16 protein-coding genes are annotated in these 20,691 nt (G+C 73.7%); 5 read left to right on the top strand and 11 right to left on the bottom strand.

Annotated elements, in window-relative coordinates; translation table 11 throughout:
- Positions 1-4: 4 nt before the first annotated feature.
- The 3 genes from ACPXCS_RS16960 to ACPXCS_RS16950 form a co-directional block, all read right to left on the bottom strand.
- The gene (locus tag ACPXCS_RS16960) at positions 5-1,087 is read right to left on the bottom strand and encodes a sensor histidine kinase (RefSeq protein ID WP_425949251.1); all 1,083 of its coding nucleotides are present in this window, start codon (positions 1,085-1,087) and stop codon (positions 5-7) included.
- On the bottom strand, positions 1,080-1,775 hold the full coding sequence (locus ACPXCS_RS16955; RefSeq protein ID WP_425949253.1) for a response regulator transcription factor: 696 nt from the start codon (positions 1,773-1,775) through the stop codon (positions 1,080-1,082). Before ACPXCS_RS16955 ends, ACPXCS_RS16960 begins: the two co-directional genes overlap by 8 nt.
- A 70-nt stretch (positions 1,776-1,845) precedes the next feature.
- Positions 1,846-2,556 (bottom strand): VanZ family protein, encoded by a 711-nt coding sequence (locus tag ACPXCS_RS16950; protein WP_425949255.1) that lies wholly within the window; start codon positions 2,554-2,556, stop codon positions 1,846-1,848.
- 134 nt (positions 2,557-2,690) lie between these two features.
- Between ACPXCS_RS16950 and ACPXCS_RS16945 the strand changes: the two genes are divergently transcribed.
- The 3 genes from ACPXCS_RS16945 to ACPXCS_RS16935 all read left to right on the top strand — a co-directional run bounded on the left by ACPXCS_RS16945 (position 2,691) and on the right by ACPXCS_RS16935 (position 10,267).
- A complete protein-coding gene (locus tag ACPXCS_RS16945) occupies positions 2,691-3,080 on the top strand; it encodes a VOC family protein (protein ID WP_425949257.1) in 390 nt (129 codons plus the stop codon).
- A 301-nt stretch (positions 3,081-3,381) separates the two neighbouring features.
- Positions 3,382-7,650, top strand: coding sequence for a HAMP domain-containing protein (locus ACPXCS_RS16940; protein WP_425970980.1), 4,269 nt, complete (start codon positions 3,382-3,384; stop codon positions 7,648-7,650).
- A 97-nt stretch (positions 7,651-7,747) separates the two neighbouring features.
- The gene (locus ACPXCS_RS16935) at positions 7,748-10,267 is read left to right on the top strand and encodes a SpoIIE family protein phosphatase (protein WP_425950464.1); all 2,520 of its coding nucleotides are present in this window, start codon (positions 7,748-7,750) and stop codon (positions 10,265-10,267) included.
- 10 nt (positions 10,268-10,277) lie between these two features.
- On the opposite strand, the gene ACPXCS_RS16930 is transcribed toward ACPXCS_RS16935, so the two are convergent.
- On the bottom strand, positions 10,278-10,874 hold the full coding sequence (locus ACPXCS_RS16930) for a TetR/AcrR family transcriptional regulator (protein WP_425950463.1): 597 nt from the start codon (positions 10,872-10,874) through the stop codon (positions 10,278-10,280).
- 140 nt (positions 10,875-11,014) lie between these two features.
- Between ACPXCS_RS16930 and ACPXCS_RS16925 the strand changes: the two genes are divergently transcribed.
- A complete protein-coding gene (locus ACPXCS_RS16925; RefSeq protein ID WP_425950461.1) occupies positions 11,015-11,908 on the top strand; it encodes an NAD(P)-dependent oxidoreductase in 894 nt (297 codons plus the stop codon).
- A gap of 15 nt (positions 11,909-11,923) precedes the next feature.
- Here ACPXCS_RS16925 and ACPXCS_RS16920 read toward each other — a convergent pair whose 3' ends face one another.
- The 4 genes from ACPXCS_RS16920 to ACPXCS_RS16905 form a co-directional block, all read right to left on the bottom strand.
- Positions 11,924-12,901, bottom strand: coding sequence for a pirin family protein (locus tag ACPXCS_RS16920; RefSeq protein WP_425950459.1), 978 nt, complete (start codon positions 12,899-12,901; stop codon positions 11,924-11,926).
- A 324-nt stretch (positions 12,902-13,225) separates the two neighbouring features.
- The gene (locus ACPXCS_RS16915) at positions 13,226-14,740 is read right to left on the bottom strand and encodes an MFS transporter (RefSeq protein ID WP_425950458.1); all 1,515 of its coding nucleotides are present in this window, start codon (positions 14,738-14,740) and stop codon (positions 13,226-13,228) included.
- A 252-nt stretch (positions 14,741-14,992) separates the two neighbouring features.
- Positions 14,993-15,649 carry a DUF5701 family protein gene (locus tag ACPXCS_RS16910; protein ID WP_425950456.1) on the bottom strand — a complete coding sequence of 219 codons (657 nt, stop codon included), beginning with the start codon at positions 15,647-15,649 and terminating at the stop codon, positions 14,993-14,995.
- 65 nt (positions 15,650-15,714) lie between these two features.
- Positions 15,715-16,167, bottom strand: coding sequence for an Lrp/AsnC family transcriptional regulator (locus ACPXCS_RS16905; RefSeq protein ID WP_425950455.1), 453 nt, complete (start codon positions 16,165-16,167; stop codon positions 15,715-15,717).
- Positions 16,168-16,278: 111 nt separating this feature from the next.
- Between ACPXCS_RS16905 and ACPXCS_RS16900 the strand changes: the two genes are divergently transcribed.
- Positions 16,279-16,941 (top strand): LysE family translocator, encoded by a 663-nt coding sequence (locus ACPXCS_RS16900; protein ID WP_425950453.1) that lies wholly within the window; start codon positions 16,279-16,281, stop codon positions 16,939-16,941.
- Between the two features lie 36 nt (positions 16,942-16,977).
- On the opposite strand, the gene ACPXCS_RS16895 is transcribed toward ACPXCS_RS16900, so the two are convergent.
- Genes ACPXCS_RS16895 through ACPXCS_RS16885 form a run of 3 tightly spaced genes read right to left on the bottom strand, consistent with a single transcriptional unit; the run spans position 16,978 to position 20,691 of the window.
- Complete coding sequence (locus ACPXCS_RS16895; RefSeq protein ID WP_425950452.1) at positions 16,978-17,586, bottom strand: sarcosine oxidase subunit gamma; 609 nt, start codon at positions 17,584-17,586, stop codon at positions 16,978-16,980.
- Positions 17,579-20,413: a sarcosine oxidase subunit alpha family protein gene (locus ACPXCS_RS16890; protein ID WP_425950451.1), complete on the bottom strand. Its 2,835-nt coding sequence runs from the start codon at positions 20,411-20,413 to the stop codon at positions 17,579-17,581. Before ACPXCS_RS16890 ends, ACPXCS_RS16895 begins: the two co-directional genes overlap by 8 nt.
- Complete coding sequence (locus tag ACPXCS_RS16885; protein ID WP_425950450.1) at positions 20,410-20,691, bottom strand: sarcosine oxidase subunit delta; 282 nt, start codon at positions 20,689-20,691, stop codon at positions 20,410-20,412. Before ACPXCS_RS16885 ends, ACPXCS_RS16890 begins: the two co-directional genes overlap by 4 nt.

Genomic DNA, 20,691 nt, shown 5'->3' with positions numbered 1-20,691 from the left:
CTGCCTACGAAGGCCCCACGGGCAGGCGGACCGTGGCGATGAGGCCGCCGGCCGGGCGGGGCGCGAGGTCGAGCGTGCCGTCGTGGGCGCGGACGATGCCGTGGACGATGGCCAGGCCCAGACCGACCCCGGCGTGGTCGCCGGTGCGTACGCGTTCCGTTCCGCGCCGGAAGGGTTCCGTGAGGGTGGGGACCAGGTCCGGTGGCACGGGCCGGCCCGTGTTCTCGACCCGCAGGACGCTCGCGTCGGGCAGCGCCTCGGTGCGGACCGTCACCGTGCCGCCCTCCGGCAGGTTGTGGACGATCGCGTTCTGGACGAGGTTGGTCACCATCCGCAGCAGCAGCTCGGCGGAGCCGCCCGCCGGTGTCGCCGTGCCGCTGACGTCGAGCCTGATCCGGCGCTGCTCGGCGAGGGGCAGCAGCGTCTCGGCCGCCTCCTCCGCGAGGAGGGAGAGGTCGGCACGGCCGCGGACGAAGGCCCCGCCGTCGCTGCGGCTGAGCAGCAGGAGGGCCTCGGTCAGGTCGATCGCGCGCGTGTTGGCGGCGTGCAGGCGCTCGATGAGCTCCTCGCGGTCCCGCGTGGGGTCCTTGCGCGCGACGTCGAGCAGCGTCTGCGAGATGGCCAGCGGGGTGCGCAGTTCGTGCGAGGCGTTCGCGGCGAACCTCCGCTGCTCGGCGACGTGCGACTCCAGTTGCCCGAGCATGGCGTCGAAGGCGTCGGACAGCTCGCGGAACTCGTCCTGGCGGCCCTCCATGCGGATCCGGTGGGACAGCGACCCGCTCCCGGCCAGCCGGGCCGCGTCCGTGATCCGGGTCAGGGGCGCGAGCATCCGGCCGGCCAGGATCCACCCCCCGACGAGCCCGAACACGAGCAGGAAGGCCATCGCCAGGGCCGCCGCCGGGGCGAAGGTGCGCACCAGCAGGTAGCGGTTGGGCGAGATGCCGAGCAGGCCCCGGCTGTTGTCGGGCACGTAGCGCAGCAGGTACATCCACACCACCGCCAGCAGCAGCGCACCGGCGACGGCGAGGAATCCGGCGTAGCTGAGGGTGAGCTTCAGCCGGGCGCTGAGCCCGGGGCGCCTACGCATGCGCTGGGCCGGGACGGGCGGCGTCGGAGCCGGTGTCGATGCGGTAGCCGACGCCGGGCACCGTGGCGATGAGCCACGGCTCGCCGAGCCGCTTGCGCAACGCCGAGACGGTGATGCGGACGGCGTTGGTGAAGGGGTCGGCGTTCCCGTCCCAGGCCCGCTCCAGCAGCTCCTCGGTGCTGACGACCCCGCCCTCGGCGGCGACGAGGACGTCGAGCACCGCGAACTGCTTGCGGGTGAGCGCGACGTAGCGCCCGTCGCGGAAGACCTCCCGGCGGAAGGGGTCGACACGCAGTCCCGCGACCTCACGCACCGGTGGCCGCAGGTACGCGCGCCTGCGGTCCAGTGCCCGCAGGCGCAGCACGAGCTCGCGCAGGTCGAACGGCTTCGTCAGGTAGTCGTCGGCGCCCAGCTCGAACCCGCTCTCCTTGTCGTCGATCCGGTCGGCGGCGGTGAGCATCAGGATCGGGATGCCGCTGCCGGAGGCGACGATGCGCCGGGCGACCTCGTCACCGGAGGGACCGGGGATGTCGCGGTCGAGGACGGCGAGGTCGTAGGAGTGCACGCTCAGCAATTCCAGGGCCGTGTCTCCGTCGCCCGCGATGTCGGCGGCGATGGCCTCGAGCCGCAGACCGTCACGGACGGCCTCGGCCAGGTGGGGCTCGTCCTCCACGATCAGTACGCGCATGCCGGAAGCCTAGGCAGCCCGCCGTATCGCCGGCGTATGCGACCGGCGCAGGTCACCTCGCCCCGGCGGCTCATCCCGAGCGCGCGAGGACGGGACCGGGCCGGTCGCCGGACGGCGCCTTCGCCGGGCCGCGCCACCAGCGGCGGGACGCCAGCGCGGCCAGCACGGCACCGGTGGCGTTGACGAGGACGTCGTCCACGGAGGACACGCGGTCCAGGCGCAGGACGTACTGGGCCGTCTCGACCAGGGCCGAGCAGCCCGCCCCGAGCGCGAGGATCCGCGGCACGGACGCCAGCGCCGCGCACCGCATCGGGGCGAAGAACCCCAGCGCCGCGAAGATCAGCAGGTTACCGGCGATGCCCAGCGGCCCCATCGTGGCCAGGTCCCGCAGGGGCACCAGGCTCACCCGGGCGGGGACGGTGTCCGGGTCGGCGCCGCCCGGCATCATGGTCATCCACACGAACGGCACCGTCCCGTGCACCAGGCCCGCCTCGGCCAGTGAGGTCCGCCACGGTGACGCGGCACCGGCGGCCCGCCGGCGGCGGGCCAGCGCCCACACGACCAGCGCGGCGAGCGGCAGTGTGACCACGGTCATGAGCAGCACGCCGTTGAACGTGTCGAAGCAGCCGTGCCACCGCCCGGCCATGCAGGCCGGAGCGGCCATGGTGAGCGGCCGCCACAGGGCGAACCCGGCGCCCACGGCGCCGAGGGCCGCCAGGGCGAGGAGCACGATGCGCAGGGTGCGGCGCAGCAGGGCTGACTCGGACGTGTCGGCATTCATGGCTCCCATTGCAGACGGGGGGCCGTTGCCACGGCGTATGCGGTTCCCGATACGCCCGCGATACAAGGACCGGCACCAACGTGCCGCTCAGCCAGGGGAATTCAGCGGCAGGGCCTGCTTGCTAGGCTGGCCGGATGGCATCGATCAGGCAGTTCCAGGTCACCTTCGACTGCGCGCAGCCCGAGCGCGTCGCTCGCTTCTGGTGCGAGGTGCTGGGGTACGTCGTACCGCCGCAGGCGCAGGGCGAGCAGGCGTGGTCCGCGTGCGTCGACCCCTCGGGGGCGGGCCCGCGCCTGTACTTCCAGCGGGTGCCCGAGGGCAAGGCCGTCAAGAACCGGGTGCATCTCGACGTGCGGGCCGGCACCGGCCTGGTGGGGGAAGAGCGCGTGGCCGCGCTGGAGGCGGAGGGCGCCCGGCTGGTCGAGCTCGGCGCGGTCCGCGTGCGGCTGCTGCCGGCCGACGAGGACAACGAGTCCTGCCTCGTGATGCAGGACGTCGAGGGCAACGAGTTCTGCCTCGACTGAGCGTCCCGGGCCGGTCGCGCAGCCCCTGTTCCCGCCTCCCGGAAGAATTCCTCCGGGAGGCGTGGCATGTTTTCGCCGAGGGTGGGGACTCACCCGGGTTGGGCCGTGTGGGTGCGGAGGTGACCGTTCCGGGCAGGCTTTGTGAGGGACTCGAAACGTGGGTTAGCCTGCGGCGTATTTCTCATCGAGCAGATCCGTGACTGCGGAAATGCAAGCACGACAACCGGGCCGCCGCCGCGGTCCGGAGGAGTTCCGAGTCCCCGGCCTCACGGGGGCTCTGGGGAGCGGAACGAGGGTGCGCATGACCAGCGACAGCACCGGGGCCGTCGACGTGGTGCCGGGCGACCAGGAGCTGCGGCGGCTGCTGGCCGGCCTGACCGCCGTACGGGACGGGGACTTCGGTACCCGGTTGCCCGACGACGCGGACGGCCTCATGGGCGACATCGCCAAGGTCTTCAACGGCATGGTCGACCAGCTGTCCGTGTTCACCTCCGAGGTCACCAGGGTGGCCCGCGAGGTGGGCACCGAGGGCACGCTCGGCGGGCAGGCGGAGGTGCCGGGGGTCTCGGGCACCTGGGCCGACCTGACCGACTCGGTCAACGCCATGGCCGGCAATCTGACGACCCAGGTCCGTGACATCGCCCAGGTGGCCACGGCGGTGGCCAAGGGCGACCTGTCGCAGAAGATCGACGTGCCCGCGCGCGGCGAGATCCTGCAGCTGAAGGAGACCGTCAACACGATGGTCGACCAGCTGTCCGCCTTCGCCGACGAGGTCACCCGCGTCGCCCGCGAGGTCGGCAGCGAGGGGCGCCTCGGCGGGCAGGCGCAGGTGCCGGGCGTGGCCGGCGTCTGGCGCGATCTGACCGACTCCGTGAACCACATGGCCGGCAACCTCACCAGCCAGGTCCGCTCCATCGCCCAGGTCACCACGGCGGTGGCCGAGGGCGACCTCTCCCAGAAGATCACCGTGGACGCGCGCGGCGAGATCCTGGAACTCAAGAGCACCATCAACACGATGGTCGACCAGCTCTCCGCCTTCGCCGACGAGGTCACCCGCGTCGCCCGCGAGGTCGGCACCGAAGGACGCCTCGGCGGCCAGGCGGACGTCAAGGGCGTCAAGGGCACCTGGCGCGACCTCACCGACTCGGTGAACTTCATGGCCGGCAACCTCACCGGCCAGGTCCGCAACATCGCCCTGGTCGCCACGGCCGTCGCCAAGGGCGACCTCTCCCAGAAGATCACCGTGGACGCGCGCGGCGAGATCCTGGAACTCAAGAGCACCATCAACACGATGGTCGACCAGCTCTCCGCCTTCGCCGACGAGGTCACCCGCGTCGCCCGCGAGGTCGGCACCGAGGGACGCCTCGGCGGCCAGGCCCAGGTGCGCGGCGTGTCCGGCACCTGGAAGGACCTCACCGACAACGTCAACGTGATGGCGTCGAACCTGACCGGCCAGGTCCGCTCCATCGCCCAGGTCGCCACCGCCGTGGCGCGCGGCGACCTCTCCAGCCGGATCACGGTCGAGGCCAAGGGCGAGGTGGCCGCGCTCGCCGAGGTCATCAACACCATGGTCGACACGCTGTCCGCCTTCGCGGACGAGGTCACCCGCGTCGCCCGCGAGGTCGGCACCGAAGGACGCCTCGGCGGCCAGGCGCACGTGCCGAACGTGGCGGGCACGTGGAAGGACCTGACCGACAACGTCAACTCGATGGCCAACAACCTCACCGGCCAGGTGCGCAACATCGCGCTGGTGACGACCGCCGTGGCCCGCGGCGACCTGTCGAAGAAGATCGACGTCGACGCCCGGGGCGAGATCCTCGAACTGAAGACGACGATCAATACGATGGTCGACCAGCTCTCCGCCTTCGCCGACGAGGTCACCCGCGTCGCCCGCGAGGTCGGCACCGAAGGACGCCTCGGCGGCCAGGCCGAGGTCGAGGGTGTCTCGGGCACCTGGAAGCGCCTGACGGAGAACGTCAACGAGCTGGCGGGCAACCTGACCCGCCAGGTGCGGGCCATCGCCGAGGTCACCAGCGCCGTCGCCGAGGGCGATCTGACCCGGTCGATCAACGTGGAGGCGTCCGGCGAGGTCGCCGAGCTCAAGGACAACATCAACTCCATGGTGGAGTCCCTGCGCGAGACCACCCGGGCCAACCAGGAGCAGGACTGGCTCAAGACCAACCTGGCCCGCATCTCGGGCCTGATGCAGGGCCACCGCGACCTGCCCGTGGTCGCCGAGCTGATCATGGACGAGCTGGTGCCGCTGGTGTCGGCCCAGTACGGCGCCTTCTACCTCGCCGAGGACGGCGAGGACGGCCCCGAGCTGCGGCTCGTCGGCTCCTACGGCTACCCGGAGGAGAGCACCCGGCCCACCCGTATCGCCTTCGGCCGGACCCTGGTCGGCCAGGCCGCCCGCAGCCGGCGCACCATCCTCGTGGACGAGCTGCCGCCCGACTACGTCACCATCTCCTCGGGCCTCGGCGAGGTCGTGCCGACGGCTCTGGTGCTGCTGCCGATCGTGGTGGAGGACCAGGTCCTCGGCGTCATCGAGCTGGCGTCGGTCAAGGCCTTCACCCAGATCCACCGCGACTTCCTCGCGCAGCTGATGGGGACCCTGGGCGTCAACCTCAACACGATCGTGGCCAACGCCCGTACCGACGAGCTGCTCGTGGAGTCGCAGCGCCTCACGGTCGAGCTGCAGGCCCGTTCCACGGAGCTGCAGGTGCAGCAGGAGGAGCTCCAGCGCTCCAACGCGGAACTGGAGGAGAAGGCCTCGCTGCTCGTGGCCCAGAACCGGGACATCGAGGCGAAGAACCTGCAGATCGAGCAGGCCCGGCAGGAGCTGGAGACGCGGGCGCAGCAGCTGTCGCTGGCCTCCAAGTACAAGTCGGAGTTCCTGGCCAACATGAGCCACGAGCTGCGCACCCCGCTCAACAGCCTGCTGATCCTGGCCCAGTTGCTGGCGCAGAACCCGTCGCGCAACCTCACGCCCAAGCAGGTCGAGTACGCGCAGATCATCCACTCCGCCGGTTCGGACCTGCTCCAGCTGATCAACGACATCCTCGACCTGTCCAAGGTGGAGGCCGGGAAGATGGACGTCGCGCCCGAGCGGGTGGCGCTGCGCCAGCTCATCGAGTACGTCGAGGCCACCTTCCGGCCCATGACGACCCAGAAGAGCCTGGACTTCAGCGTCACGACCGCGCCGGGCGCGCCCGCCGACCTGCTCACGGACGACTCCCGGCTGCGCCAGGTGCTGCGCAACCTGCTGTCCAACGCCGTGAAGTTCACCGAGCAGGGCGGCGTGGAGCTGAGCATCGAGCCCGCGGCGGACGACGAGGTGCCCGAGGGCGTGGTCCGGGGTGGTGCTGTGGTGGCCTTCCGGGTGAAGGACACCGGCATCGGCATCCCCGAGCAGAACCTGGAGACCATCTTCGGCGCCTTCCAGCAGGCGGACGGCACGACGAGCCGCAAGTACGGCGGCACCGGCCTGGGTCTGTCCATCACGCGGGAGATCGCCCAGTTGCTCGGCGGCGCCGTCACGGTCGACAGCACGCCCGGGCAGGGCAGCACGTTCACGCTGTTCCTGCCGGTGGCCCGCCCCGACTTCGAGGAGCTGCTCAACCATGGCAGGACGCCGGAGCGGGCCTCGGCAGAGGCCTTGCCGGAGGGGGTGTCGCAGTCGGCGCCCGTGCCCCAGATCGGGCCCGGGCCGCGGCCCCGGCGGCTGCTCGTCGTGGAGGAGCGCCCGCGCGGTCTGCTCACCCTGGTCGCGGAGAGCGTGGTCGCCGACCTGACCCACGGCCGCTCCGACGGCGGACGGCCCGCGGTCGACGTCATCACCGCCGTCGGCGCCCAGGAGGCGGCCGGAGCCCTCGCGGCCGACCCGTGCCACTGCGTCGTGCTGGAGCTCGGCATGGGCGACGGCGAGGCGGCCCGGTTCCTGCAGGCCCTGGAGGGCGACTCGGCGCTGACGAGCGTGCCGGTGCTGGTGCACAGCAGCCACCCCGCGGACGTCGCCCTGGACGAGACGCTGCGGGCCCGCACGGCCGGCGGGGCGCTGGAGCTGCTGTCCAGCCTGGACGAGCTGCGCGAGCGCATCGCCCTGCACCTGTCCGCCGAGGAGCCCGGGGACGTGCTGTCCCTGGTCCGGCCCGAGGAGACGCAGGCGCTGACGCCGCCGGTGGTCGACGACGCGTCGGCGGGCCGCACCGTGCTGGTCGTCGACGACGACGCGCGCAACCTCTTCGCCCTCAGCGGGATCCTGGAGCTGCACGGCTTCCGGGTGCTGCACGCCGAGAACGGGCGGCGGGGCATCGAGGCGCTGGTGAACAACCCGGACATCGCGCTCGTGCTGATGGATGTGATGATGCCGGAGATGGACGGGTACACGGCGACCGCGGAGATCCGCAAGATGCCGCAGTACGCGGAGCTGCCCATCATCGCCGTCACGGCGAAGGCGATGCCGGGCGACCGGGACAAGAGCATCGCCTCGGGCGCGAGCGACTACGTCACCAAGCCGGTCGACACGCGCGACCTCATGGCCTGCGTCCGCCGCTGGCTGCCCTCATGAGCGCGCCCGCGCCCGACCCGCACGCCTGCGGGCCGGGCGCCCCGCAGGGCCAGCCGTTCCGCGCCACCGGGCGCTGAAGCCGAGGAGCATCCACACCGTGAGCATGTCCGAGCAGCCGAGCGAACCGCGTCAGGCCGACGAGCCGCAGCGCGACTTCGCCGGCCTGGCCTCCACCCCGCCGGAGACGACGGAGGAGACCCCGGCGGCGACCGACGAGCAGTGGTTGCTCTCCGACGGGCCGGCGGTGTCCCCCGAGGAGCTGCTGTCGGAGCTGGGCGGTGTGTCGCCGGCGACGCCGGTGGGACGGCTCGCGGCCACCGTGGAGCGGCTCAGCCGGGAGGTGCGGGCCGCGCAGGCGGAGGCCGAGGGGCGTGCCCTGATCGAGCTCGCCAAGGGCGTCCTGGTCGAGCGGCTGAAGTGCGGACCGGCCCAGGCCGCCCGCCAGCTCTCCGAGCTGGCCGAGCAGGCCCAGGTCAGCCCGCTGGAACTGGCCGTCGACGTCATCAACCAGGCCGCCCGGGACCGGATGTCCGAGGTGACCGACGCGTTCCTCGCCGCCACCAAGGCCGCCGACGAGGCGGAGGCCGATTCGGCCGCCGTGCGCCTGCGGGCCGCCGAGAGCGGCGTGCTGGCGGCGGACGACACCCAGGCCGTCGCCGACGCCCTGCTCCAGCAGGCGCTGCGCCCGCTCGGCGCGGTGGCCGTGGCCATATGGGCCGCGGGTCCCGACGGTTCGCTGACCCTCGCGGGCAGTGCCGGCTTCTCCCCCGCCGAGGCCACGCGCTGGCGCTACGTCCCGCCGGACGTGGTGACGGTGGCGCGGCGCGGCCTCGTCGAGCGCGAGGGGCACTGGATCAGCGCCCTGAAGGCGACCGGGCTGCCCACGATCGGGCTGCACCACCATCCGGACGGCGGCCGGGCCGCCCTGCCCGCCGGCACCGGCGGGCGCGTCCACGGAGTGCTGGAGATCGCCTGGCCCGAGCCGCTGGAGCCGCAGCCCCCGCAGATCGTGCGCCAGGTGGAGGCACTGGCCGAGCTCTGCGCGCACACGCTGGAGACGTACACGCCGCTGCCCACCGGGAGTCAGGAGCCGCGGGTCGTCCCGGACGCCGCGGAGCTGATGGACCTGGCCGACGGGCTGCACGACCCCGCCCTGGTCCTGGTGCCGCACCTGGACGCCGACGGGCATCTGGTGGACTTCCGCATCCAGCACGTCAACGACCGCTTCCTCGACCCGGCCGGACGGCCCCGGGCCGTGGTCAGCGGCGCGCTGCTGCTGGAGGCCTATCCGATGGCCGCCGGGGAGAGCGAGCTGTTCCAGCGCGTCGAGCGGGTGTACGCCACCGGTGAGCCGTTCAGGGCCCGGCGGATGAACCTCACCGCCCTCGTCGACCAGGTGCCGCTGTCGGCGATCGCGGACATCAGCATCAGCCGGCACGGCACCTCGGTGCTCCTGCTCTGGCGGATCGAGGACGAGACGGCGCGGCTGGCGAGCCTGCTGCAGAACGCCCAGCGCCTCGGCCGGATCGGCGGTTTCGAGGAGAACGTGCTGACCGGCGAGATCACCTGGAACGGGCAGCTGTTCGACCTCTACGGGCGCCCGCAGACGAGCACCCCGGTGCCCCTGGAGGAGCTGCCGGCCCACGCCCACCCGGACGACGGCGTCTCCATCCGCCGTTTCCTGCGCACGCTGCTGCACCACCGGCGCCCGGCCGGCGCGGCCTTCCGGCTGCAGCGGCCGGACGGGGTGACCCGCCACATCCGGATCGTCGCCGAGCCCGTGCTCGACACCGACGACCGGCTGCTCCTGGTGCGCGGCGCCTGCCAGGACATCTCGGCGCAGCACTGGACGGAGGTGGCGCTGGCCGCCACGCGCGACCAGCTGGCGCACACCGAGCAGCAGGCCACCGAGCGCAACCGGCTGACCCTGCAGCTGCAGCACGCCATCATGCCCCCCACGCAGGCGCCGTTGCAGGTGGCGGGCCTGCAGGTGGCGGTCCGCTACCGCCCGGCGGAGACCGAGCAGCTGGTGGGCGGCGACTGGTACGACGCCGTCGTCCTGCCGTCCGGCATGGTGCTGCTGTGCGTCGGGGACGTGGCCGGGCACGGCATCGAGGCCGCCACCAGCATGGTGGTCCTGCGGAACGCGCTGCGCGGTCTGGCGGTGACCGGTGCCGGGCCGGGGCAGCTGCTGTCGTGGCTGAACGTCGTCGCCCACCATCTGACGGGCGCCGTCACCGCGACGGCGGTGTGCGGGGTGTACGACCCGACGCGGCGGACGCTGCGCTGGGCCCGGGCGGGGCATCTGCCCCCGGTGCTGGTCCGGCAGTCGGAGGCGGCTCCGCTGCCGCTGGGCAAGGGTCTGCTGCTCGGGGCCGTCCCCGAGGCCGTGTACGAGGAGAAGGAGATGCAGCTCGCTCCCGAGGACACGCTGCTGATGTACACGGACGGCCTGATCGAACGCCGTGACCGGCCCGTGGAGGAGTCGCTGACCCAGCTGCTGACCACCGCGCGCTCGGCGCCCAGCACGCTGGACCAGCAGCTGGACCGCCTGCTGACCTACAGCAAGTCGGACACCGACGACGACACGTGCATCATCGGCATCCGGGTGGGCTGACCCGGGCGGGTCAGCCCTCGGCGCGCACCGCCGCGTCGAGCAGCGGGCCGAGTTCGCGGGCCACGGTGGTCAGGGCGCGGACGTCCCGTTCGGCCCGGGCGAGGAGGATCGCCCCCTCCAGGGCGCTGATCATGAGCGTGGCGAGCTGATCCGCCCGTTCCCCGGGCACGCCCGTCTCGACCAGGGCCGCGGCGACCGCGGACGTCCAGGCGGTGAACGCGGCGGAGGCGGCCTGACGGGTGGAGGGGGCCGACTCGGCGCAGTCCACCGTGGCCGCCGCCACCGGGCAGCCGCCGGCGAAGCCCGCGGCCTCGTACTCGTCGGTCCACTGCCGCACCATCGCGGCGAACAGCCCGCTCGGGGTCGGCTCGGGCAGTGCGGTCAGATAGCGCGCGACCCGGCCCGCCGCGTAGCGGCCCGCCCAGCCGACGGCCTCGTCGACCAGCTGGGTCTTGCCGCCGGGGAAGTAGTGCTGGAGCGACCCGCGGGGTGCCGCGGCCTCGACGGCGACCTCGCGCAGCCCCGTGGAGACGACCCCGTCGCGCCGGATCAGCTGGGCCGCGCTGAACACCATCCGCTCGCGCGGCCCCCGCTCGGCCACCGCCATCCTCGACCTCCACCGCCGCGTCCGTCCGCTTCGGCGCCACCCTATGACCGGGGTCATAACGGCGGCTACTATGACCGCTGTCATAGCCGAGGACGGCAAGGGGCGGCCCGGTCCGCGCGGGCCCGGAGAGGCGGTGCGTCGTGGACGTCGGTTTCGTCGGCCTGGGGGTGATGGGGCAGCCCATGGCGCTCAACCTGGCCCGCGCCGGGACGCGGCTGGTGGTGTGGAACCGGACCGAGGAGCGGTGCGCACCGGTGCGGGACGCCGGTGCCGAGGTCGCCGCGAGCGCGGCCGAGGTCTTCCGGCGGTGCGGCACGGTGTTCCTGATGCTGGCCGACGAGGCCGCCGTGGACGCGGTGCTGGGGCGGGGCGGCCCGGACTTCGCGGCGCGCGTCGCCGGCCGGACCGTCGTCCACATGGGCACGACCGCGGCGGAGTACTCGCGCGGCCTCCAGGACGACGTCCGTGCCGCGGGCGGGCGTTACGTCGAGGCCCCGGTGTCGGGATCGCGCGTGCCCGCGGAGCGGGGCGAGCTGGTGGGGATGCTGGCGGGTGACGACGAGGCCGTGGCGGCCGTGCGCCCGCTGCTCGCGCCGATGTGCCGGGAGGCGTTCGGGTGCGGTGCGGTCCCGGGCGCGCTGCTGATGAAGTTCTCGGTGAACCTGTTCCTGATCACGCTGGTCACGGGGCTCGCCGAGGCGTTCCACTTCGCGGGCCGGCACGGCGTCGACCAGCGACTGCTGCGGGACGTCCTGGACGCCGGGCCGATGGCCAGCGCCGTCTCCCGGGTCAAGGCGCCGAAGCTGCTGGAGCGCGACTTCGCGGTCCAGGCGGCCGCCGCCGACGTTTTGAAGAACAACCGCCTGATCGCCGAGGCCGCCCGCGCGGCCGATCTGGCGTCCCCGCTCCTCGACATCTGCCACGCCCTCTACGAGGAGACCGTCGCGCGGGGCCACGGCGCCGAGGACATGGCGGCGGTCCTGCACGCCCTGGAGGCCCGGACGGCCGCGCTCGCCGTCACGCCGCGGCCGTAGGGCCCGTCGGCGCGGTCAGCGTGCCCTGCCCCGCGGTTTCAGCGGCATGTTCGGCAGGGCGGGGGCCGGCAGGGGGTCGCCGTCGTAGCCCTCGACGACGCCGAACCGCGTGCCCGTCGTCCAGTCCTCGCGCGCCCGCACGATCTCCTCGTGCGAGCGGGCGATGAAGTTCCACCACATGATGATCTCCTCCTCGAAGGGAGGCCCGCCGAGCAGGATCGTCCGGGCGGGGGTGCCGGAGTCGTTCGCCAGCGTCAGGGTGCCGGATCCGCAGGGCACGTAGCCGAGTTCGGCCGGCGCCAGGAGGGTGTCGAGGAGGCGGACGTTCCCGCTGTCGACGAGCAGGCCGTGTTCGAACGCGGGGTCCACGGTGAGGGTGAGCGTCGCCCCGGGTTCCAGGATGATCTCGGCGCCGAGCAAGGGCGTGAAGGTGCGCACCGGGGAGGTGCTGCCCGCGAGTGAGCCCAGGAAGACCCTGACGCCGGCGCCGTCCACGTGCACCGGCTCGGGGGCGTGGTGCTGGAAGTCCCGTGCGGCGTCGCGGTGTTCGTCGGGCAGGGCCACCCACAGCTGGACGCCGTGCAGGACGGTCGTCGCCGGGGTGGAGACCTCCGAGTGGGCGATGCCGTGTCCGCCGGTCATGAGGTTGAGCTCGCCGGGGCGGATCAGGGCGTGACTGCCGAGGGAATCGCGGTGCTCGATCTCGCCGCTGAAGAGCCAGCTCACGGTCTGCAGGCCGGTGTGCGGATGCGGGGGCACGACCATGCCCGTCGCGGTGGCGTCGACGGGGCCGTAGTGGTCGGCGAAGCACCAGGCGCCGATCAGGGAGCGGGCCCGCTGGGGCAGGGTCCGGCGCACGGGCAGGGCCCGCGGGCCGCCCAGCGGAACCTCGCGTGCGGACAGCACCTCGACGTGCGGTGCCCGGGCCGAGGCGCCGTCGTCCGCGGTCGCCCCGCAGCGCAGCGCCTCCGGCGCGGTTTCCACGTTGCTCACCGGGACCACCTCTCCTCCGCACTGGTTGTCACGTCAACTACTATGTCACGCAGCGCGGACGGGGTGGAACGGCGGGAGGGGCCGAGGAGCGGTGGGAGCGTCGGGGGTCTCTGCGGTTCGGTCCGTCGTGTGGCTGGTGTTCGCGGTCGGGGCACTGGTCGCCGGGGTGGTGTCCGCCGTGCAGGTGCGCGGTGCGCTGGAGCGCGAACGGGCGTTCCGGGACGCCCCCGCCTGTGACGCGGCTCCGGTGCGGGTCGCGGAGTGCCGGTGGGAGCAGGAGTTCACCGTGCGCCGGCGGGCGCCGTCCGACGGGCTGCCCTGGGTTCAGCTGTGCCGGGCGTGCACCGGGCTGTGGGCGACGTCGTCCGGGCAGGTGTTGTGCCGCTGCTGCGAGCGCCGGTCGCGCTGCCAGTCGAACGCCGCGAGGGCCAGGGACGCCGCCATGCCGACGATGCCGGCGACCAGGGCGAGGAAGAGGGCGCCGCGGTAGTCGTCGTCGCGATGGCTGAGGACCAGGTAGAAGAGGCCGGGCAGGGCGGCCGTGCCCACGGCGGCGCCGAGCCGCTGCCCCGTCTGCAGCGCGCCGCCCGCCGCCCCGGCCATGTGCACGGGGACGTCCCGCAGGGTCATGGTGATGTTCGGGGAGATCACGCAGCCGCCGCCCAGACCGCCGAGGAACAGGGCCGGGGCGGCCAGCCAGGGCGCGCTGTCGAGGGGCGCGAAGCGCAGCAGCAGGGCCGTGCCGCCGAGGCCGAGGATCACCCCGGTGAGCCCGCCCACGGTCAGCAGCCGGCCGAGCCGGTCCACCAGCCGCCCGGAGACTGCGGCCGCGCAGGCCGAGCCGACGGCGAAGGGCGTCACGGCGAGGGCCGAGCGGAGCGGTGAGAAGCCGAGCCCGTGCTGGTAGAAGAGGGCGAAGACCAGCCAGATGCCGCTGAAGCCGATGAAGTAGAGCGTGCCGACACCGGCGCCGACGGCGTAGCCGCGCACGGTGGTGAACAGACGCGGGTCGAGCAGCGGCTGGGCGCCCCGGGCCAGCAGACGGCGCTGCCACAGGACGAAGACGACCAGCAGGACGGCGCCGACGAGGAACAGCCACCACAGACGGGTGAGGCCGCCGGCCTCCGCCTGCACCAGCGGGTACATCAGCGCGAGGACGCCGAGACCGAGGAGCACCACCCCCGGCAGGTCCACGTGTTCCCGGCCGGAGCGCCGGGTGCGGGGCAGCAGACGGCGGCCCAGGAGCACGGCGAGGATGCCGATGGGCACGTTGATGTAGAAGATCCACCGCCAGCCCTGGGGGCCGTCGGCCAGCGCGAGGATCAGGCCTCCGGCGAGCGGGCCGACCGCGGAGGAGATGCCGACGGTGGCGCCGAAGAACCCGAAGGCGCGTCCGCGTTCCGCGCCCCGGAACATCTGCTGGATGAGCGCGGAGTTCTGCGGGGCCATGAAGCCGGCCGCCAGGCCCTGGGCCAGCCGGGCCGCCACCAGCAGGGCGATGCTGGGCGCCGCCCCGCAGGCCGCGCTGAACAGCACGAAGCAGCTGAGGGCGAGCAGGAAGATGCGGCGCCGGTCCAGCGCGTCGCCGAGACGGCCGGCGGTGACGAGGGCCAGGCCGAAGCTCAGCGCGTATCCGGACACCACCCACTGCACCTGCGCGGCGGAGGCGTCCAGCTCCCGCTGGATCGTGGGCAGGGCGACCGCCACGATCGACACGTCCAGCAGGCTCATGAAGCCGGCCACGAGGGTCACCCACAGGGCCCGCCAGCGGCGCGGCTCCGGCTCGTAGTCGCTCTCCTGCGCGCCCTGGCTCCCGCCACTCGGCGCCGATGCCGTCACATGCGCTCCTCTCGCCAGGGGCCGACCCGGCGAACCAGGTTCCCCACCAGGGCACCAGCACACACGACCGGAGGCCCGGCCGCGACCGCGCACGAGCGGGCAGCCCGCCCCGGACGCCCCCGCTCACTCGTGGTGATCAGCCGGACGCCGCGCGAAGGGGACCGTTTGAGCGCGTGAGAAGTGTGCAGGCGTCTGCCGGGGACCAACCCAGGTTCTGAGCCGCTCCGGCCGGGCCCGCCCCGGGGGGCGGTGCTAGGGCCTGCGGTCTGTCGCGGAGGCGAAGCCGAGCCAGGTGTGGCGGTTGTTCCACCAGCACCAGCCGACCTTCGGGGCGTCGCGGCGCTCGCGGCCGTCCCGCCCGGTGCCGTTGCTGATCCAGATCGCCGGGGTGCGGGCGTCCAGTCCGCCGCCGGCCTTGCGCAGGCGGGAGCCGATCGTCATGAAGCAGCGGTTGCGCTCCAGGACCTCGGGCCGCTGCAGCAGCCAGTGGATGCCCTCGGTGAGCACGAGCGGCGTGCGGCCCTGCGCGGTGAGCGCCGGCAGAGCCTCGGCCGGGCTCTGGTTCGCCAGGCCGTCGCCCCGGTCGACCCCGGTGACGACGTAGAGCGGGACGTCGGGCAGCACGGCGTCGCAGGGCGTGAACGCGTCGACGTCCGGCATGTCGGCGACGACGAACCCCGGCTTGCCCGCGCGGCGCAGCAGGGGCGCGAGAGCGGAGGCCGGGGCCCGGTCCGGGTGGACGGCCAGCAGGGCACCGTCACCGTCGGCCGCGGCGGCGAAGGAGCGGATCTCGTCGGCGGACAGCCCGGCGGTCTCGTGCACCCCCAGCTCGATCAGCCGCTCGGCCTGCGCGCTCAGGGCCGGGAGTGCGGGGAGGACGGTGAACGGGTCGGGCAGGGTGTCGGGCACGGGGCTCCCTCGGTCGGCGGCGAACTCCTGCGCAACGAGCGGGCCGTGGGATCCGTTCCCGCCCCTCACGCGGGCAGCGGCCGGTCGTCCACCACGTGCTTCATCACCAGCGTGGAGTTCAGGCGCTGCACGCCGGGCAGCCGGGCCAGGCGCTGGTCGTAGAGCTGCTGGAAGGCGGCCAGATCGGTGGTGGCGACGCGCAGCAGGTAGTCCGGTTCGCCGAACAGCCGCTGGGCCTGCAGCACGTGCGGGACGGCCGCGACGCCCTCCTCGAACGCGGCGACGGTGTCGGCGTCCTCCCAGCGCAGGGTGGCGAAGACGAGCGCCTCGAAGTGCAGGCCCACCGCGGCCGGGTCCACCACCGCGCGGTACCCGCGGATCGCGCCCTCGCGTTCGAGGTCGCGCAGCCGGCGGTGGCACGGCGAGACGCTCAGCTGCACCCGGGCGGCCAGCTCGGTGACGGTGAGACGGCCGTCCCGCTGGAGCTCGGTGAGAATTTTCCGGTCGAGGGCATCCATGGCGAAGATTCTGCCCCACATTCCGCGATCATGGAGTAAAGAAGGGAACACTTTCGCCCTGATCCGGCCTAGCCTTCCTCTCGCACCACGGCATGTGAGAGGGATCGCTTCATGGACACGACGACGCTGGCGGCCTTCCTGGCCATGGATCTGCTGCTGGTGGTCACGCCCGGTGCGGACTGGGCCTTCGCGATCACGGCGGGCCTGCGGGACCGGTCGGTCGTGCCCGCGGTCGCCGGGCTGGTAGCCGGTTACGCGGGCTACACGCTGCTCGCCGTGGCGGGTCTGGTGGTGGTCGTGGCCGGCTCGGCGACCCTGCTCACCGCGCTGACCGTCGCCGGGGCCGGCTACCTGGTGTGGCTCGGCTGGGACGCGCTGCGCCGGCCCGCCGAGCTGGCGGCCCCCGGGTCCAGGGCGGGCACGGGGGCCTGTGCGGACACGGGGCCCGGTGCGGGCGGCGGTGGCTCCTCCCGGCTGCGGGTCATGCTCAAGGGCGCCGGCACCAGCGGTCTGAACCCGAAGGCGCTGCTGCTGTACTTCTCGCTGTTCCCGCAGTTCATCGACCCCGCGGGCGGCTGGCCGGTGGCCACGCAGACGGGTCTGCTCGGCGCCCTGCACATGACCGCCTGCGCCGTCGTCTACCTCGCGGTCGGTGTCCTCGCCCGCACGGTCCTGCGGGCCCGGCCCACCGTGGCCCGGGCCGTCACCCGGGCTTCCGGTGTGCTGATGATCGTCATCGGGGGGCTGCTGCTGGCGGAGCGCTTGGGAGGCTGACGGTCCGCCGCGGCGCGTGCGGCGCGGCAGCCGCCGTCAGGGCACCCGCGGACCGCGGAACTCGCCCATCGCGTCGACGAGCCACCGCCCCAGGTGGTCGGCGAACGAGGAGCGGGGGAACAGGCGGTAGGCCGGCCGGTCGTCCACCTGCCAGAGCAGCACGGCGACGGAGCCGACCGTGGTCGACACCGCCCGGCCGGGTCCGAAGGCCCGGGGATGCAGGTCCAGCGGGCAGCCCTTCTCCAGCACCTGCCGGGCACCGGGGCCGCTCAGCTCCAGGGTGGTGCGGTGCGCGGACACGTCGACGACCGACCCCGGGTCCGGCCCGAGCGCCTCCCGGATCTCGGCGGTCAGGACCGCCCCGTCGGCCCCGGACAGCACCAGCCATGCGTCGGGCCCGAGCCAGAAGAGGGTGTGGCGCCCGGACGCGGTGGTGTGGCCGCAATGGTCCGGCAGTCGCGCGCCCAGCGTCTTCGCCAGACGCTCGGCGGCATCGGAGACCGGGGCGACGCGCAGGTCGACCATGGTGAGGAACGGCAGCTCGGTCAGCGTGACGCCCCGGGCTCCGGTGACGGCCGCGGCGCGCATCCGCTCCGCCAGGTGCGCCAGGGGGCTCACGCGCGGGTCGGTCGTGGGCTCAGCCATCGCGCTTGGTCCCTTCCGGGTCGTAGAGGACGCAGTCGGTCACCTCGACGGGCACCAGGTCCGCGCCCACCGGGGCGAGCAGGGTCCGGCCGATCCGCGACCGTCCGCCGGCGACCAGCGCCAGGGCGAAGGGGCGGCCGAGGGCCGGGCTGTGGTAGCTGGAGGTGACGTGGCCGAGCATCGGCACGGGCACCGTCCGAGTGCACACGTCGGGGGCGATCAGCGGGGTGCCCTCGGGCAGCCGGGTCGTGCGGTCGCTCGGCAGCAGCCCGACCAGGTGCTTGCGGTCGGGGCGGGCGGTGTCCGCGCGGGAGTGGGAGCGCTTGCCGATGAACTCCTTGCGCTGCGACACCACCCAGGACATGCCCGCGTCCTGCGGGGTGACGGTGCCGTCGGTGTCCTGCCCGACGATGATGTAGCCCTTCTCGGCACGCAGCACGTGCATGGTCTCGGTGCCGTAGGGGGTGATGCCGAACGGCTGCCCGGTCCGGTGCACCTCCTCCCAGACGGCCCGGCCGTACCACGCGGAGACGTTGATCTCGTAGGCGAGTTCGCCGGAGAAGGAGATCCGGCAGATGCGGGCCGGGACGCCGCCGGCCAGGGTGGTCTCGCGGAACGCCATGAAGGGGAACGCCTCGGCCGACAGGTCCACGTCCGGCGCGAGCGGGGCGACGACCCGGCGGGCGAGCGGGCCCACCACCGCGATCGTCGCCCACTGCTCGGTCACCGAGGTGCAGTGCACGTCCAGGCCGGGCCACTCGGTCTGCAGCCACTCCTCCAGCCAGTCCAGGACCGCGGCGGCGTTGCCGGTCGTGGTGGTCGTGAAGTAGCGGTTCTCGTCGAGACGCAGGGTCACCCCGTCGTCGAAGATCATGCCGTCGGGTGTGCACATCACGCCGTAGCGGGCGGTGCCGGGCCTGAGCTTCTTGAAGGCGTTGGTGTAGACGCGGTCGAGGAACTCGCCGGCGTCGGCGCCGCGGATCTCGATCTTGCCGAGGGTGGAGGCGTCCATGAACGCCACGCCCTCACGGGCGGCGCGGCACTCGCGGGCCACGGCCGTGTCCATGTCCTCGCCCGGCCGGGGGTAGTACCGGGGGCGCTTCCACTGCCCCACGTCCTCGAAGACCGCCCCGTGCGCGACGTGCCAGCCGTGCAGGGAGGTCGTGCGCACCGGGTCGAACAGCTCGCCGCGCTCCCGGCCGGCCAGGGCGGCGAAAGCGACCGGTGTGTACGGGGCCCGGTAGGCCGTGGTGCCGATCCCGCCGGGGGAACCGCCGAGGGCCTCGGCGATGACACCAATCGCGTTGACGCCGGAGGTCTTGCCCTGGTCGTTGGCGGTGCCCAGCGAGGTGTACCGCTTGACGTGCTCGACTCCGCGCATGCCGGTGCCGGTGGACCGCCACACGTCGGCGACCGTGACGTCGCGCTGCAAGTCGACGAAGTGCGTGTCCCAGGTGCCGTCGGTGCCGGGGACCAGCCACAGGGCCCGCGTCGGCGCACCGGGCACGGGGTCGGCGGGCGGCGGTACGGGCACCGGGAAACCGGCCTCCGTCGCGGCCAGCGCCCCGGCGCGGGCGCCCTCGGCCAGACAGGCGTCGAGGTCGTAGGTCCCGTTGGCCGCGCCGGCGATCCACTGGTCGCGGACGGTTCCGTCGGGGACGAAGGCGACCAGGTCCTCGTCCCAGCGCAGCCGGCCCTGCCGCTGGCTGTGCAGGTGCACCACCGGGCTCCAGCCGCCCGAGACGGCGAGCAGGTCGCAGTCGAACGACTCCGCCGCCCCGGTGAGTTCGCCGTCCGCGCCGATCCCCCGGACGGTGACCGAGGTGATCCGCTCCCGGCCGGCGGTGCCGACGACCGCGCTGCCGGTCAGGATCCGGACGCCGGTCGCGGCGGCGACCTCGCCGGCCCGCGGGGAGCGTTCGGCGCGGGCGTCGACGACCGCCACCACGGCGACGCCCGCGGCGTGCAGGGCGGCGACCGTGTCGTAGGCGCTGTCGTCGGTGGTGCTCACCACGGCCCGCGAACCCGCCGCGACGCCGTAGCGCCCGAGGTAGGTGCGCACGGCCCCGGCGAGCATCACCCCGGGCCGGTCGTTGCCGGCGAAGACCAGCGGCCGCTCGTGCGCGCCGGTCGCCAGCACCACCCGGCGGGCCCGGATGTGCCACAGCCGCTGCCGGGACACGCCCTGGGGAGCGGCCGGTCCCAGGTGGTCGGTGCGCCGCTGGAGGGCCAGCACGTAGTTGTCGTCGTACGAGCCGAAGGCCGTGGTGCGCGGCAGGACGACGGCCTCGTCGGCGGCGTCGAGCGCGGCGCGCAGCCCGGCGACCCGGTCGAGGCCGCCCGCCAGCAGGGACCCGCCGGGTTCCGGCTGCTCGTCGAGGAGCAGGACGCGGGCGCCGGACCCGGCGGCGGTGGCGGCGGCCGCCAGCCCGGCCGGTCCCGCCCCGACGACGAGGACGTCGGTGTGGACGTACTTCTTGTCGTGGACGGCCGGGTCGGGCGCCGGATCGAGCCGGCCCCTGCCGGAGAGGGTGGTGGCGGACAGGCCGTCGTACAGCTCGACCGTGGTCGCCGGGAGCATGCTCTCCGCGCACGGGCCGTCGAGTCGCAGCAGGGCGTTGGGTTCCTCGACGCCCGCGGCGACGATGCCGCGCGGGCGCCCGCGGTACAGCGAGGGGGCGACCCCGACGCGGCCGTGGGCCAGCAGGGCGGAGGCGACGGTGTCGCCGGGGTGGCCGGTCAGCTCCCGTCCGTCGACGGTGAACCGCAGCACGGTGCCGCGGTCCACCCGGCCGCCGTGCGGGAGCCGGAAGCGCTGGTCGGTCATCGGGTCCCTCCGGGGCGGGGCTCGTCGGGCCGGTACGAGGTCAGCACCTCGTGGGTGGCGGTGTCGCGCAGGACGTTGAACCAGCGGCGGCAGCCGGTGGCGTGCATCCACCGCTCGGCGAACTCGCCCTCGGGGTTGTCGCGGTAGAAGAGGTAGGCGGCCCACTCCTCGTCGGTGAGCTCGGCGGGATGCTCGGGGTACGGGACGTGGGCCTGTCCGCCGTAGTGGTACTCGGTCTCGTCCCGCGGGCCGCACCAGGGGCAGGTGATCAGCAGCAC

This window comes from Streptomyces sp. DT190, from assembly GCF_049846985.1.
GTDB lineage: Bacteria > Actinomycetota > Actinomycetes > Streptomycetales > Streptomycetaceae > Streptomyces.
Note: the sequence above shows the minus strand (reverse complement) of the source record. Positions and strands in the feature narration are given on the sequence as shown.

Bases quoted from the DNA above. Each gene is read 5' to 3' on its own strand.
- ACPXCS_RS16940 (WP_425970980.1), top strand. From the start codon at position 3,382: ATGACCAGCGACAGCACCGGGGCCGTCGACGTGGTGCCGGGCGACCAG.
- ACPXCS_RS16960 (WP_425949251.1), bottom strand. From the start codon at position 1,087: ATGCGTAGGCGCCCCGGGCTCAGCGCCCGGCTGAAGCTCACCCTCAGC.
- ACPXCS_RS16930 (WP_425950463.1), bottom strand. From the start codon at position 10,874: ATGGCGGTGGCCGAGCGGGGGCCGCGCGAGCGGATGGTGTTCAGCGCG.
- ACPXCS_RS16900 (WP_425950453.1), top strand. From the start codon at position 16,279: ATGGACACGACGACGCTGGCGGCCTTCCTGGCCATGGATCTGCTGCTG.
- ACPXCS_RS16950 (WP_425949255.1), bottom strand. From the start codon at position 2,556: ATGAATGCCGACACGTCCGAGTCAGCCCTGCTGCGCCGCACCCTGCGC.
- ACPXCS_RS16955 (WP_425949253.1), bottom strand. From the start codon at position 1,775: ATGCGCGTACTGATCGTGGAGGACGAGCCCCACCTGGCCGAGGCCGTC.
- ACPXCS_RS16890 (WP_425950451.1), bottom strand. From the start codon at position 20,413: ATGACCGACCAGCGCTTCCGGCTCCCGCACGGCGGCCGGGTGGACCGC.
- ACPXCS_RS16945 (WP_425949257.1), top strand. From the start codon at position 2,691: ATGGCATCGATCAGGCAGTTCCAGGTCACCTTCGACTGCGCGCAGCCC.
- ACPXCS_RS16905 (WP_425950455.1), bottom strand. From the start codon at position 16,167: ATGGATGCCCTCGACCGGAAAATTCTCACCGAGCTCCAGCGGGACGGC.
- ACPXCS_RS16895 (WP_425950452.1), bottom strand. From the start codon at position 17,586: ATGGCTGAGCCCACGACCGACCCGCGCGTGAGCCCCCTGGCGCACCTG.